Source organism: Micromonospora trifolii (assembly GCF_050516465.1).
Classification (GTDB): domain Bacteria; phylum Actinomycetota; class Actinomycetes; order Mycobacteriales; family Micromonosporaceae; genus Micromonospora; species Micromonospora trifolii.
This window is the reverse complement of the sequence record NZ_CP191526.1, coordinates 477,063-491,755: the sequence shown is the minus strand read 5'-3', so window position 1 is coordinate 491,755 and position 14,693 is coordinate 477,063. Positions and strand designations below refer to the sequence as shown.

At 70.8% G+C, this 14,693-nt stretch carries 10 protein-coding genes; all 10 read right to left on the bottom strand.

Annotated elements, in window-relative coordinates; all coding sequences use genetic code 11:
- Nucleotides 1-57 precede the first annotated feature (57 nt).
- A complete protein-coding gene (locus tag ACQRWP_RS02225; RefSeq protein WP_112676136.1) occupies nt 58-1,122 on the bottom strand; it encodes a hemolysin family protein in 1,065 nt (354 codons plus the stop codon).
- A gap of 52 nt (nt 1,123-1,174) precedes the next feature.
- The gene (locus tag ACQRWP_RS02220) at nt 1,175-2,530 is read right to left on the bottom strand and encodes a hemolysin family protein (RefSeq protein WP_430500572.1); all 1,356 of its coding nucleotides are present in this window, start codon (nt 2,528-2,530) and stop codon (nt 1,175-1,177) included.
- A gap of 202 nt (nt 2,531-2,732) precedes the next feature.
- Nucleotides 2,733-7,748 carry a fibronectin type III domain-containing protein gene (locus tag ACQRWP_RS02215; protein ID WP_430500571.1) on the bottom strand — a complete coding sequence of 1,672 codons (5,016 nt, stop codon included), beginning with the start codon at nt 7,746-7,748 and terminating at the stop codon, nt 2,733-2,735.
- 179 nt (nt 7,749-7,927) lie between these two features.
- On the bottom strand, nt 7,928-8,257 hold the full coding sequence (gene mnhG / locus ACQRWP_RS02210; RefSeq protein ID WP_430503385.1) for a monovalent cation/H(+) antiporter subunit G: 330 nt from the start codon (nt 8,255-8,257) through the stop codon (nt 7,928-7,930).
- The gene (locus ACQRWP_RS02205) at nt 8,257-8,520 is read right to left on the bottom strand and encodes a monovalent cation/H+ antiporter complex subunit F (RefSeq protein ID WP_430500570.1); all 264 of its coding nucleotides are present in this window, start codon (nt 8,518-8,520) and stop codon (nt 8,257-8,259) included. Before ACQRWP_RS02205 ends, mnhG begins: the two co-directional genes overlap by 1 nt.
- Nucleotides 8,517-9,128: a Na+/H+ antiporter subunit E gene (locus ACQRWP_RS02200; RefSeq protein ID WP_430500569.1), complete on the bottom strand. Its 612-nt coding sequence runs from the start codon at nt 9,126-9,128 to the stop codon at nt 8,517-8,519. The genes ACQRWP_RS02205 and ACQRWP_RS02200 overlap by 4 nt, the downstream gene beginning before the upstream one ends.
- Nucleotides 9,125-10,630 carry a Na+/H+ antiporter subunit D gene (locus ACQRWP_RS02195; protein ID WP_430500568.1) on the bottom strand — a complete coding sequence of 502 codons (1,506 nt, stop codon included), beginning with the start codon at nt 10,628-10,630 and terminating at the stop codon, nt 9,125-9,127. Before ACQRWP_RS02195 ends, ACQRWP_RS02200 begins: the two co-directional genes overlap by 4 nt.
- Complete coding sequence (locus ACQRWP_RS02190; RefSeq protein WP_430500567.1) at nt 10,630-11,109, bottom strand: Na(+)/H(+) antiporter subunit C; 480 nt, start codon at nt 11,107-11,109, stop codon at nt 10,630-10,632. The genes ACQRWP_RS02195 and ACQRWP_RS02190 overlap by 1 nt, the downstream gene beginning before the upstream one ends.
- Before the next feature lie 55 nt (nt 11,110-11,164).
- Nucleotides 11,165-13,999, bottom strand: coding sequence for a Na+/H+ antiporter subunit A (locus ACQRWP_RS02185; RefSeq protein ID WP_430500566.1), 2,835 nt, complete (start codon nt 13,997-13,999; stop codon nt 11,165-11,167).
- Between the two features lie 279 nt (nt 14,000-14,278).
- Nucleotides 14,279-14,665, bottom strand: coding sequence for a hypothetical protein (locus ACQRWP_RS02180; protein WP_430500565.1), 387 nt, complete (start codon nt 14,663-14,665; stop codon nt 14,279-14,281).
- Nucleotides 14,666-14,693: the final 28 nt, after the last annotated feature.

The window sequence follows — 14,693 nt, the reverse complement described above, 5'->3', positions numbered from 1 at the left end:
GCTGCCAGGCCGAGCGCCGACCCGGCCGCACGTCGTCAGTACGGCCGGGTCGGCAGGTCAGCGCAACCGACGCCCGCGCGGGACCGTGTCGGTCTCGTCGTCGAACTCCCCGATGACCTCCTCCAGGAGGTCCTCCAGGGCCACGAAGCCGATCGGCCGGGCCGGGCCACCGCCGTTGCGTACCAACGCGAGCTGCGACTGCCGGGCCCGCATCGCCGCCACCGCCTCGGTGACCGAGGACGTGGCGGGCAGGGTGAACGCGGGCGTCATCAGCTCCCCGGCGGTGGCGACGCGGCCGGTGGTGACCACCCGTACCGCCTCCCGGACGTGCACGAGCCCGCACACGTCACCCGCCTCGTCGAGCACCGCGAGCCGGGATCGGCCGCTGTCCCGACTGACCTCCTCGATCCGCTCGGCCGGGTCGTCCCGGCGGACGGTGACCATGGTGGCGAACGGTTCCATCACCTGCGCCACCGACGTGCCCTGCAACTCCAGCATGCTGGTCAGCAGTTGGTGCTGCTCGGCACCGAGCAGCCCGTGCTCACGGGACTGCTCCAACAGGATCCGCAGCTCGTCCGGGCCGTGCACCTGGGCGAGCTGGTCCTGCTGGTTGACGCCGAACAGCCGCAGGATCGCGTTGGCCAGGGCGTTCAGCGCGGAGAGCACCGGCCGGGAGACCCGGGCGAAGGCGCGGAACGGCAACGCGAGCAGCGTCGCCGAGCGCTCCGCGTCGGTGATCGCCCACGACTTCGGTGCCATCTCCCCCACCACCAGGTGCAGGAAGGTCACCACCCCGAGGGCGAAGACCAGGGCGACCAGGTGACTGGCCGCGTCCGGTAGGCCCACCGCGTGCAGCAGGGGGCTGAGCAGGTGCTCGATCGCCGGCTCGGCCAGCGCACCGAGACCCAGGGTGCACAGCGTGATGCCGAGCTGCGCGCCGGCCAGCATCAGCGACAGCTCGCGGACGCCATCCAGCGCGGCGCGTGCCGCCCGGCCACCGTTCGCCGCCGCCTGCTCCAGGCGGTAGCGCTTGCTGGCCACCAGGGCGAACTCGGCGGCCACGAAGAACCCGTTCAGCGCCAGCAGGATCACCGAACTGAACAGTGCGATCCCGGGGCTCATCGATGCTTTCCTTCATTCGCGACTGCGGGATTCGCAAGCTCACTCCTCGCGCTCATGCAGTCACCCCCGGTTTGGTGAGCTGCAGCCGCACCGAGTCGGCCACGTGTCGATCCACGGCCAGCACCTCGACCAGCGCTCGGGGCTCCGCCTCGTTTTCCTCGCCGTCCGCTCCCTCGGGCAGCAGGCTGATCTCCAGCCGGTCACCGACCTCCGGCACCCGGCCCAGCTCCCGCATCACCAACCCGGACAGGGTGTCGTACTCCGGGGCCTCGGGCAGGGCGATGCCGGTGCTGTCGGCGACCTCGTCGATCCGCCAGCGGGCCGGCACCACCCAGGACCCGTCGTCCTGCCGGGCCGGTGCCCGGTCTGGCGGGTCGTCCTCGTCCCGGATCGGGCCGACCAGTTCCTCGGCGATGTCCTCCAGCGTGATCACCCCGGCGAAGCCGCCGTACTCGTCGACCACGCAGGCCATCTGCCGGTGCCCGGACCGCAGCCGGTCCAGCACTGTGGGCAGGGCCAACGTCTCCGGTACGAGCAGCGGCGGCCCGGCCACCGCGCTCACCGGGGTGGTGGCCCGCTCCCCCGGGGGTACGCCGAGCACGTCGGCGATGCCGACGATGCCGAGCAGGTCGTCGACGCCCTCCGCACCGCGTACCGGGAAGCGGGAGTGGCCGGTGTCCAGGAGCTCGACCACCCGGCTCACCGGTTCGTGCGCCCGGACGGTGTGTACGTCGACGCGCGGCACCATGGCCTCGCCGGCGGTCAGCTCGCGGAAGTCCAGACCTCGGTCGAGCAGCGTGGACATCTCGGCGTCGAGGCTGCCCTCCTCGCGGGACTCGGCGATGATCTGTTCCAGGTCCGCCGGGGTGGCGCCGCTGGGCAGCTCCTCGATCGGCTCGATGCCGATGCGGCGCAGCAGCCGGACCGATGCCCGGTCGAAGAGCCGGATCAGCGGCCCGGCGACGGCCAGGTAGATCAGAGTGGAGCGGCTCAGCGCCCGGGCCAGTTGCACGGCCCGGGCGATGGCCAGGTTCTTCGGGGCCAGCTCACCGAGAACCATCTGCACGACGGTGGCGATGACCAGGGCCAACGCCACCGACAGTGGCAGGCTGACCGCCTCGCTGACACCCGCCACGCCGAGCAGGTCGGCGAGGCCACCGCCCAGGTACGGCTCGGCGACGTAACCGACCAGCAGCGCGGTGACAGTGATGCCCAGTTGGGCACCGGAAAGCACGAAGGAGAGCCGGCTGGTGACGGTCAGGGCCCGGACGGCGGCCTGGTCGCCGTCATCGGCGAGCTGGCGCAGCTTGCCCCGGTCCACGGCGACATAGCCGAACTCCTGCGCCACGAAGTAACCGGTGGCGGCGGTGAGCAAGATGATCAGAAGAAGACCAACGACGATCAACACGGGTCGCTCAGGGCTCCCGGGGTCGTCGGTACGGGGATATGCCGGGCACGACCCGGCTGGCTACTGCTGCCCTCCTGGGCAGAGGAGTCGATCATGCCGTCATTTTATCCACCCCGGCTGGAGGCCCGCTGGGAGATGGTGGCGATGCGGGCAGCCCGGCCCCGGACTGCGTCCGGGGCCGGGCTGCCTGGTCGATGCGGGGTCAGTACAACCAGTTGCACCCCGAGGGGCCGCTGTAGTGACGACCCACCCCCCAGTGGATGTATCCGCCCCAGTAGAGATTGGCGTCCTTCTCGAACCTGTTCTCCAGGTAGGGGGTGCCGGTCTTCAGTTTCGAGTAGCCCGACTGGATTGCGTAGTCCGCGAGGAAATTGCCCGCGGACAAGTACCTCGAGTACGCGTCGGAATGGATCACCTCGTGCCGTGGGAGATCCGGGCCCCTGCTGTCGGCATAGCTCCGGCCATAGTCGTAACGGATGTTCGCCCGCTTGTACGCCTCACACCTCAGGCGGGCCCGGTACGAACTCTCGCTCCCGCCGTAGAAAAAGTAGTCTCCGACGGTTGCCGGTTGATCTCCCGCGGGAGAGGTGCCGTAGCACACCCGCGAGCCGAGGCCCGGGTCACACCAGCTTCCGCCCCCCAATACCCGGGTGGCGACGTAGTTGCTGCCATTGAGGTCGTTTCCGCCGCGGGTCCTCGCGTACTCGGACCGTTCGACGACCGCCTCGGCATTCGGGGACCTGGCGCTCTCCCCGGACATGTTGAAGGCGACCACGCGGAATTCATGCAACTCGCCGTCCGAGAATCCGTACTTCAGGGAGGCGGAGGTGCCCGAGGCGGGCAGCGGCAGACGAATCCAGTACGGATCCCCGGCGGTCCGGTACTCCATCCAGTAGAGCACCCCGGCGGTGCTGCTCCTGGTCCAGCTCAGGTTCACCTGGCTGACCCCGTTTGAGCTGGCTGAGACATACGACACGCCCAGGGGGAAGGGCGGCATGGGTTTGGCCGAGGCGACGTTGCTCGGCGCGCTGTCACCGGACATGTTCGTCGCCCGTACCCGGAAGTTGTACGTGGTGCCGTTGCCCAGGTAGCCGGCGACGAAGGTGCAGCACGAGGTGATCGGCACCTTGACCCTGGTCCAGGTCGACGAACTGCTGGTCTTGTACTCGACCAGGTAGTAGACGTTCGCCGTCGAGCTCCTGCTCCATGTCAACGTCACCTTGCCGTCCCCGGCCGACGCGCTCAGCCCCGACGGCGCCTGCGGGAACGGCGGCATGGGCCGGGCCGACGCGGTGTTGCTCGCAGCACTGTCCCCCGCCTGGTTGGTGGCGCGCACCCGGAAGTCGTAGGTCGTGCCGTTGCCGAGGTAACCGGCAACGAAGGTGCAGCACTGGGTGACCGGCAACTTCAACCGGGTCCAGTTCGCCGCGCCGGAGACCCGGTACTCCACGAGGTAGTACACCTTCGCCGTGGCGCTGGCCGTCCATTTCAGCGTCACCTTGCCGTCGCCGGCACTGGCGGTCAGGCCGGACGGTGCCTGGGGGAACGGCGGGAGCGGGGTCGCCGCCGCGACGTTGCTGGTCGCCGACTGACCGGCCATGTTGCTGGCTGCCACCTTGAACTCGTAGCGGTGGCCGTTGGCGAGGTAGCCCGCGGTCATCGTGCAGCAGGTCGCCGGCAGTCCGACCTTCTGCCAGGACTGTCCCGCGGTCACGTCGCGGAGGTAGACGTCGTAGTAGACGCCGCCGGTCGGGCTTGCCGTCCAGCCCAGGACGACCTTCCCGTCCCCCGCGGTGGCGGTGAGGCCGGACGGTGCGGACGGCGCCGGCGGCAGGGGCTTGGCGCTGGCCACCGACGTCGGTGTGGACTCCCCGGCGCCGTTGATGGTGGTGACCTTGAACTCGTAGACATCGCCGTTGCTGAGGTAACCGGCGGTCATGGAGCAGCAGGTGGTGACCGGACTGGCCAGCTTCTGCCACGACTGGCCGGCGCTCGCGTTGCGCAGATAGACCTGGTACCAGGAACCGCCGGTCGGGCTGGCGGTCCAGTTGAGGATCACCTTGCCGTCGCCGGCAGTGGCCGTCAGCCCACTCGGCGCCTGCGGCACCCCGCCCACGGCGGTGACCCGGACGGTCGCCGAGGCGGAGCCCTCCCCGCCCTGACTCTCACCGGTCACCTTGAACTCGTAGACATGGCCGTCGGCCAGGTAGCCCCGGGTCGCCGAGGTCGTGCTGCTGGGCAGGGCGGACTTGGTGAAGGTGGCCTGCCCGGCGGTGACATCGCGCTGGTAGACCCAGTACAGGAGGCCGGGTGCCGGTGCGTCCCAGTTCAGTTCGATGGTGCCGGACCCGGCCGGTTGACCGCGCAGGTTTGTCGGCGCGGCCGGACGGGGCTGGCTGCTCGTCGCGGACACCACGTTTCCGGTGGGGCCCTCACCACCGGAGCCGATCGCGGCGATCTTGAACTCGTACGAGTGGCCGTTGGTGAGGTAGCCGGCGGTCATCGTGCAGCAGGTGGTGACCGGGGCGGCGAGCTTGGTGAAGGCGGCGTCCCCGGCGGTCACGTCCCGCTGGTAGACCTGGTACCACAGATCCGGGGCGGGAGCCGTCCAGGCCAGCTTGATGGTGCCGTCGGCCTGGGCCGTCGCGCTCAGTCCGCTGGGGGCCGCTGGCAGCGGGGCCGTCGGCGTCACCGCGACGACGTTGCTCGCCGCGCCCTCCCCGCCCGACCCGTTGGCGGTCACCTTGAACTCGTAGCGATGGCCGTTGGTGAGATAACCGGCCGTCATCGTGCAACAGGTGGTGACCGGCAACTCGAGCGGGCTGAACGCCGTCTCGCCGGCCGTCACGTCCCGCACGTACACCAGGTGCCAGTTGTCGGCAGCACCGTCCCAGGTCAACACCGCCTGGCCGTCTCCGCCCGTGGCCCGCAGGTTGGTCGGAGCGGCGGGTGCCGCGACGTCCGCGGTCGCGGAGGCGACGGCGGACGTCGATGACTCACCGGCGGCGCCGAGCGCGCTGACCTTGTACTCGTAGGTGTGCCCGTCGACAAGGCCGCCGGCTGTCATCGTGCAGCAGGCGGTCACCGGCCACTCCAGCTTGGTGAAGCTCATCTCGCCGGCCGTGACGTCGCGCTGGTACACCTGGAACCAGACATCGGGCTGCGACTGCTGCCAGGTGAGCTTGATGCTGCCGTCCGCCTGCGCGGCTGCGGCCAGGCCGGTGGGGGTGGCGGGAAGGGGTCGCTGCGCCGTCGCCGTCGCCACCCCGGACTGCGCCGACTCGCCGCCCTTGCCGAGGGCGGTGACCTTGTACTCGTAGGTGTGCCCGTCCGCCAGGCCACCCGCGGTCATCGTGCAGCAGGTGTCCACCGGCCACTCCAGCCGGGTGAAGTCCGTCTCGCCGGCGGTCACGTCGCGCTGGTAGACGTAGAACCAGTCGGTGTTGTTGGCGTGCGTCCACTGGAGTTTGATGTCGCCGCTGGTCTGGGTGGTGGCGGTCAGCCCGGTGGGCGTCGGCGGTCTGCTGTGGAACGCCGTCGCGGTCACCTCGGCCGACCGTGGCGACTCGCCGCCGCCGTGCACGGCCACCACCTGGAACACGTACTGATGGCCGTTCTCCAGGCCGTTCAGCGAAAGGGTGGTGTCCTGCGGGGAGGAGTCCCACTGTCGGGTGGCCTCGGACTCGCCGGCGGTGACGTCACGCCGGTAGACCTCGTACCGCCAGACGTACGGAACGGTGTTCCAGTTGAGCGTGATGACACCCCCGTCGACGGCGGTCGCGACCAGACCGGTCGGCGACGCGGGCGCTCCGACGGTGACGGCCACCGTGGCGGGGGCGGAGAGCGGTCCGGCCCCGGCGGTGTTGCGGGCCGCGACCCGGAACTCGTAGGTGTGGCCGGTTTCGTAGAACACACTCAGCTCGGTGGAACTTGCGGTGATCCCGGTGGAGACCCGCGCGGGGTGGGTCTGCCCCGCCGTCACGTCCCGCTGGTGGACCTCGTATGTCAGGCCGGTGCCGGCGGGCGCCTGCCAGCGCAGGCTGACACTGCCGCTGCTGTCGGCCTGCGCCGTCAGGGCGGTGGGCGCGGCGGGCACCGCGGCCGGATCGGGCGTGGGCCGGGGCCAGTCGACCTCGACGAACCGGGGCCGGTAGGTGCTCACGTCGCCGTAGACGGCGTCCGCGACCAGACTGTTGACGTTGTACGACACCAACAGCTTCCCGGCGCGTGCCAACTCCGGGTGCACGCGGGAGTCGTACACGATGCTGCCCGGGATGGAGGCCGGTTCCGGGGCGGTGAACAACGGCACCGGACCGGCGAAGGGCCCGGTGGGCGAGCTGGCGGTGTAGGCCACGAAGTCGGCCGAGAAGGTCAGGTTGTTCTCCTGGGTGACCAGAACGTAGTCGCTGCCCACCTTCTGCATGCCGAAACCGGCACCAACGCCGGACAGCACCCGAGCGGAATCGCCCTGGGCAGTGGACCAGCCGCTGCCGGTCCAGAACTGCCAGGCGCCGGAGAGTCCTCCGGCCGGTACCCGGGCGACGTGGGCGAAGCGCATCTGGCCGACGGACTCGGCCCCGTAGATGTAGGTGAACGCGCCGTCCTCGAGCACCGCTGAACCCCAGGCGATCCTGTTGCCGTAGCCCCGGTCCACGATGCTCCGCACGGTGAGCGCCGGCAGGTCGAAGGTGACCACGGCGCTGTCCAGTTGGGCGAAGTCCAGCGGCCCGGCGCCCGTCGTCTTCATCCGCTGGTAGACCACCCGCAGCACGCCACTCTCGACCGTGCCGTCGCCGACCCAGTACTTGTCGGCGCTGCCATCGGTCGGGCGGACGAGCGAGGCGGGTGCGGCGGCCGAGCCGCCGTGCACTGTCTGGACCAGGTCGGATCCGTCCTGCACGACGATGGAGTTGTTCACCATCGGGGTGTTCTTCGGCAGAGTGTGGTCCGCGTTGACGGTGCCGATCAGGCTGTCCGAGAAGAGCCAGGCGTCACGGCCGTCAGGCAACGGGATGGAGACGGTGCTGTCTCCACTCGTCCACTTGCCGCCGGTGTCGCCGTACGAGTTGAACTCGGTGTTGAGTGCGGCGGCCGTCATCCCGCCCGCGGGCAGGGCGGCGGCGGCGGGCCCGGGCGGCACGCCGACCAGCAGGCCGAGGGTCACCGCACCGACGAGTGCGACAGCGACACGGGTCCGGGCCCGCGAATGTCTCTTCATTTGTGTCTCCCGTTGTGATGCGCACATCGTCACAGCGGTCGATTCGAAGCAGCAAGAGGCGTTCGGGCGAGGCGATAGATACCTGTACATCTAGAGATGGAACAGGAGTGTGTGCTAATCGCAGGGCGCGGTCGGACCGGCGATCACACCGCCGGCTGGGTCCGGGCGGCCGGGTCGGGTCACCGGTCGGCCAGTTCGTCGGCGTCGAGGAGACTGCGGTCCACCCGCCCCGACCGGTACGCGGCCCGTCCGATCATCTGGGCCGCAACCGGCGCGGTCGCCAACTGGAAGACCGCCACCAGCAGGATCATGCCCAGGTCCGCCGGGGAGCGCAGCCGCAGCGCGATGCCCAGCAGCAACAGCAGCACCCCGAGCACCTGCGGCTTCGTGGCCGCGTGCATCCGGCTCAGCGCGTCCGGGAATCGCAGCACGCCGATCGCGGCGGCCAGGCCGAGCAGGGCACCGGCCACCAGGCAACCGGCGCCGAGCCAGTCCGCGATCGTCGCGATCACTGCCGCTCCCGGACCGCGAAGCGGACCAGCGACACCGAGCCCACGAAGCCGAGCAGGGAGAGCACCACCAGCACGGGCAGTGTGGTCGCGTGCCGGTTGACCGCCGCCTCGGCGCCCACCGCGCCGACCATGGTGGCGAGCAGCATGTCCGCGGCGATCACCCGGTCCACCAGTGACGGGCCACGGTAGAGGCGCAGCAGCGCGAGCAGCGCGGTCACCGACAGCAAAACGGTGAGGACGACGGCCAGGAACGTGGTCACGAGCGGGTTCCCTTCTCGGAAGGTTCGGTCTCGACGCGGCGCAGTTCGGCGGCGGAGCCCACCGCACGGACGATCCGCCGTTCGACGGTGCGGGTGCGTTCCCGGGCCACCTCCAGGTCAGCCGGCCCGTGGGTGTCCAGCACGTGCAGGTAGAGCGTTCCGGAGTCCCGGTCCACCTCGAGGATCAGCGTGCCCGGCACCAGCGAGACCGCCTCGGCGGTGAGCGCCAGGTTCAGGTCGGTTGGCACCCGCAACCGGACCGCGATGATCGCTCCGCGCGGCCGGTAGCCGGGCTGCACGGCGATCCGGGCGATGTGCAGGCTCGCGCTGACCAGCTCGACGACGAACCGGCCGGCGAACACCAGCAGCGCCCCGGGCCGCAGCCGGCCGCCGAAGCTGACCGCCGGAAGCGGATAGAACACCAGCACCGCGCCGCCCACCAGCAGGCCGCCGACCAGGTTGGCCCAGCTGAGGTTGCCCCAGAGCAGGCTCCAGACCCCCACCAGCCACCCGAACGCCACCACCTGGTCGCGCCAGCGCCCGAGCCGGCCGCGACCCACCACGGGGGGCCCGGGGGCGTCGGGAGCCGGCTCCGGAGGGCCGTTCACGGCGCGCCGCCCGGGAACACGGCATGCACGTACGGGGTGCGCAAGCGCAGGTCGGCGGCCGCGTCCGCGGTGACGTCGAACAGCGGACCGGCCAGCAGGGTCAGCGCCAGCCCGAGGGCGACCAGGGCCACTGTGGCCCCGACCATCAGCTTCGGCAGCGGGACGGTCGGCTCGCTGGTGGCCAGCCGGGGCGCCCGCCAGAAGGCGATGTTCCACACCCGGGACGCCACGTAGAGGGTGAGCAGGCTGGTCACCGTGCCGGCCGCCACCAGCACCCCGGGCAGCGGCCCGCCGGCCGCCACCCCGGCCTGGAGCAGGCCGAGCTTGCCGAGGAAACCGGAGAACGGCGGCACACCGGCGAGGTTCATGGCCGGGACGAAGAACAGCACACCGAGCACCGGCGCCACCCGGGCCAGCCCGCCGATACGGCGCAGGTCAGTGCTGCCCGCGCGCTCCTCGACCAGCCCGGCGACGAGGAACAGCGTGGTCTGGATGGTGATGTGGTGCACGACGTAGAAGATCGCGCCGGAGAGCCCGGCGACGGTGCTCAACGCCACCCCGAAGATCATGTAGCCGATGTGGCTGACCAGGGTGAACGAGAAGACCCGCTTCAGGTCGGACTGGGCCACCGCGCCGAGGATGCCGACCACCATGGTCAGACCGGCGACGACCATGAGCAACGTGTCCGCGTGCCCGCCCGGAAACAGCAACGTCTCGGTGCGGATGATCGCGTACACGCCCACCTTGGTGAGCAGACCCGCGAAGACGGCGGTGACCGGGGCCGGCGCGGTGGGGTAGCTGTCCGGCAGCCAGGCCGACAACGGAAAGACCGCCGCCTTGATCGCGAACGCCAGCAGCAGCATCAGCTCCAGGGCCAGACGCACGCCGTCGGGCAGGTCGTCGAGGCGCTGGGTGAGCTGAGCGAGGTTGAGCGTGCCGGTGGCCGCGTACACCAGGCCCACAGCCATCAGGAACATCGTCGAGGAAAGGATGCTGACCACCACGTACGTCGACCCGGTCCGGATCCGGGTCTCGGTGCCCCCCAACGTGATCAGCACGAAGCTCGCGGCCAGCAGGATCTCGAAACCGACGAAGAGGTTGAACAGGTCACCGGCCAGGAACGCGTTGGTGACGCCCGCGGTGAGCACCAGGTACGTCGGGTGGAAGATCGCCACCGGCGTGGACTCGCTTGTCTCGCTGCGACCCTGGCCGATCGAGTAGAGCAGCACGCAGAGGGTCACCGCCGACGAGACCACCACCATCAGCGCGGCGAGTTGGTCGGCGATCAGCACGATGCCGACCGGCGCCGGCCATCCACCGACCGCCACCACCACCGGCCCGTGCCGGTACGCCTGCACGAGCAGCAGCAGCGCCACGGTGAGAGTGCCGCCCAGACAGAGCACACTGATCGCGCGCTGGAGGCGGGGCTTCCCGGCCAGCAGCAGCGTCAGTGCCGCACCGAGCAACGGCACCACCACCGGCAGCGGCACCAGCGCGCCCATCACGCCTCGTCCCCCCGTCGGAGCCGACGGCGGGCGGGCTCGGGATCGACCTGCTCCGGGTCGCCGTCCGGACCCTCCCCACCGTGGTCGACAGCACCCATCTCGTTCCGCACCGCCCGGCGGATGATCTGCCGGTCCTCCAGGTCGTCGGGCACCTCGTCGTCGCCCGTGAGATACCAACTGCGGTACGCCACCGCGAGCAGGAACGCGGTGAACCCGAAGGTGATCACGATGGCGGTCAGCACCATCGCCTGCGGCAGCGGATCACTCATCTGCTCCACCGCACCGGTGCCGACGATCGGCGCCCCACCCGAGCGCCCACCCAACAGGATCAACAGGTTCACCCCGTTGCCGAGCAGGATCACACCGAGCAGGATCCGGGTCAGGCTGCGCTCCAACAGCAGGATCACCCCGCAACCGACCAGCACCGCGACGGCCAGCACCAGCACCAGCGTTGGTTCCGCACCGCTCGCCGTCACTGTTCCGCCTCTGTTCGCGACTGCGGGGCTCGCAGAACCGGCTCACTCCTCGCGCTCACGGCCGGTCCCCCTTGTCGACGGCCAGGCCACCCGTGGCCGTTCCGGTGGCCTCGATGTGCCGGTCCACCTCGGCGCCGAGACTGCGCAGGATGTCCAGCACCAACCCGATCACGACCAGGTACACACCGACATCGAAGAAGAGCGACGTGACCAGGTGGACGTCGCCGACCAACGGCAGCACCCGGTCGACCTTGGCGCTCTCCAGCACCGACCCACCGACCAGCAGCGCCACCACACCGCTGCCCACCGACATGGCCAGCCCGGCACCGAGGATCGCACCGGCGCCGATCGGAGCCGCCTCGGTCAACTCGTACCGGCCGCCGGCCAGATAGCGCACCACCAGGGCGAGACCCGCCACCAGACCGCCGGCGAAGCCACCACCCGGCGCGTTGTGCCCGGAGACGAGCAGGAAGAGGGAGAACAGCACCACGGTGTGGAAGATCAGCCGGATGACCACCTCCAACACGATCGAGCGGCGCTCCTCGTACAGGGTGGGACCGCCGCGCAGCCACACCGGCCGGCCGGGTTCGTCCACCCGCTGATCCGACTCGGGCCGGCGCGGTCGGGGGCCGGTGCGGGACCGCTCGAAGATCAGGCTGGCCACCCCGGTCGCGGCCACCACCAGCACCGCCAGTTCGCCCATGGTGTCCCAGGCCCGGATGTCGACCAGGGTCACGTTGACCACGTTGCGGCCGTACCCCTGGACCACCGCCAGGTCCGGGAAGGCGGCACTGATGTCCGGTGCCCGACGGGCACCGGCGGCGGTGAGGGCCAGCCCGGCGGCCACCACACCCACCGCCAGCCCGATCGCCCGGCGAGCCCAGCGGGTACGCCGCAACGGACGGGCCGAGAACCGCTCTGGCAGACGACGCAGCACCAGCACGAAGACCGCGATCGTCGCGGTCTCCACCAGGAACTGGGTGAGCGCCAGGTCGGGTGCACCGTGCAGGACGAACAGCATCGCGGTGCCGTAGCCGGTCATCCCCACCAGCAGCATCGCGGTCAGGCGACGGCGGGCACCGACCGCCAGCACCGCGGCGACCGTGATCACCAACACGACCACCGGTTGCAGCAGGCTGTCCCAGAGCGGGATCCGGGCTCGCCACGGACTGGCGGAGATCATCGCCGTTCCGGGCACCAGCACCAGGGCGACCAGGATGATGCCCAGATACTGCGGTAGGGAACCTCGCTGGGTCGCGCCGGTGACCTCGATGGCCAACCGGTCGAACCGGCCCACGACCCACTCGTACCCCTGATTGCCGCTCACCGGCGTCCGAAGCCGGGCCAGCACCGGGGCGAGCGGCCCGCGCACGGCGAAGAGCAGCCCACCGCCGACGAGCGCCAGCACGGACAGGCCGAGCGCCGGGGTCGGCCCGGACCAGAGCGCCAGGTGCGCGTCGACGCCGCCGAGCAGATCGGCGTACGGGCGCAGCAACTCGTCCAGCACGCTCGCCGCCGGGCCGGCGAGCAGACCGACCCCGGCGAGCACCGCTGGCGGGACCAGCAGGGACGCGGCGACGGGTCCCGGCTGGACCGGTGTCACGCCCGGCCGGTCGGCGAAGGCGCCCCAGAGGAAGCGGGCGCTGTACGCGACGGTGAGCACGGTGCCGGCGACCAGGCCGGTGAGGAGCACCGGCTGATCGGTGAACGCCCCGAACACCGCCTCCTTGGACACGAAGCCGACCAGCGGCGGCACACCGGCCATCGACGCCGCGGCCAGCACCGCGACCACGAACAGCGGCCCGGACCAGTGCCGCAGCCCGGACAGCTCGCGCAGGTCACGGGTGCCGGCGCCGTGATCGATGATGCCGACGACCAGGAACAACGCCGCCTTGAACAACGCGTGCGCCAGCAGCATCGCCGTGCCGGCCAGGGCGGCGTCCGGGGTGCCCGAACCGGTTACCGCGACCAGGAGGCCGAGCTGACTGACCGTCCCGTACGCCAGCAGCAACTTCAGATCGGTCTGCCGCAGCGCGGCCCAACCACCGAGCAGCATGGTGGCCACGCCAGCGACCTGCACCACCGGCCGCCACGGACCGACCGTGGCGAGCACCGGCGCGAGCAGCCCGACCAGGTAGACGCCAGCCTTGACCATGGCGGCTGCGTGCAGGTACGCGCTGACCGGCGTGGGTGCCGCCATCGCGACCGGCAGCCACGAGCTGAACGGCAGCACCGCCGACTTGGACAGCGCACCGGCCAGGATCAGCAGCGCGGCGCCCACCAGGTACCCGCCGCCGGGCAGCGGCTGCGCGCTGATCTCCGACCAGCGGTAGGTGTCGGCGTGCTCGCCCAGCATGATGAACCCGACCAGCATGGCGAGCCCGCCCACCGTGGTGACGGTCAGCGCCTGCGCCGCCGCCCAGCGGCTGGAACGCCGTTCGGTGCTGTGCCCGATCAGCAGGTAGGAGAAGATCGTGGTCAGCTCCCAGCCGACGTAGAGCAGCAGCAGGTCGTCGGCGAAGACCAGGACGAGCATCGCGCCGGCGAAGGCGACCAGGACCCCGGCGAACTGCGCGAGCCCGACCGAGCGGGCATCGAAGTAGCGGGCGCTGTAGACCAGCACCAGCGCACCGATGCCGCCGATCAGCAGCGTCATCAACCAGGACAGCGTGGTGAGCCGCAACGCGATGTCCAGGCCCAACTGCCCGATCCACGGGTACGTCTCGACCACCGCCCCGCCGTCACTGACGGCCGGCGTGCGAACCAGCGCCCAGCAGAACGCTGCGGCCGGCGCCAGCGCCAGCGGATAGCAGGCGCCGGATCCCCACCACCGGACGAGAAGGGGTGCGACGAGGGCCGCCACGAGGTGGAGGACGAGCAGTACCAGCACCTGCGCTCCCGATCGACATGGCCGACGCCCGTGGCAGCGGTGGCGCCTAGCAGCGATCAGACGCCAGTTCCTCCCCCGCCGGGCGGTTTTGCCAGAATTCGCCCGCCAACCCCCAACCCGAGCCCCGACCCCGACCTCGCCTCGCAACCTCCCCGTCGGCGCCGATCTTGCAGTTTCGGTCGTCGAGATGCACGGAATGCCCCCTGTTCCGCGACAGCAAGTGCAAGATCGCGCAGGTGGACAGCTTGATCGACGCGGGAGGAGGGTGGCGGAAGGTCGTCAGCGCAGCAGGGCGTTGTTGAGGGGTTGCGCGTCGTCGGGTGTGGGGCGATCGCGGCGCAGCTCGGCCAGCAGGTCGAGGCGGCCGAGTTGGCGGGCGACCCGGTCGACCACCCGCTCGGCGGCGGTCAGCGACCGCACCGAGAGCAGGCGGCCACGGCTCTCGCGACGCAGCACGAAGTAGTGGACGGCGACGCGGACCTGACCCCGGTCGGCGGCGCTGGCCTGGGCGGTGCAAAGGACCAGCTCGCGCAGGCAGCGGGCGAGGCGTTCGGCGAGCTCCAGCTCGGGGCCGTGCAGACCGGCGCGGAGCGCGGCGAGGTGGCTGTCGACCTTGCGAATCAGCACGTCGGTGCCCGGTTCGACGGTGCGCTGCTCGCCGCCCATCAAATCCCCTCACCCCGGTTCGCGTTGC

Coding starts and splice junctions, on each gene's coding strand:
- ACQRWP_RS02215 (WP_430500571.1), bottom strand. CDS start 7,748: ATGAAGAGACATTCGCGGGCCCGGACCCGTGTCGCTGTCGCACTCGTC.
- ACQRWP_RS02195 (WP_430500568.1), bottom strand. CDS start 10,630: ATGGGCGCGCTGGTGCCGCTGCCGGTGGTGGTGCCGTTGCTCGGTGCG.
- ACQRWP_RS02225 (WP_112676136.1), bottom strand. CDS start 1,122: ATGAGCCCCGGGATCGCACTGTTCAGTTCGGTGATCCTGCTGGCGCTG.
- ACQRWP_RS02180 (WP_430500565.1), bottom strand. CDS start 14,665: ATGGGCGGCGAGCAGCGCACCGTCGAACCGGGCACCGACGTGCTGATT.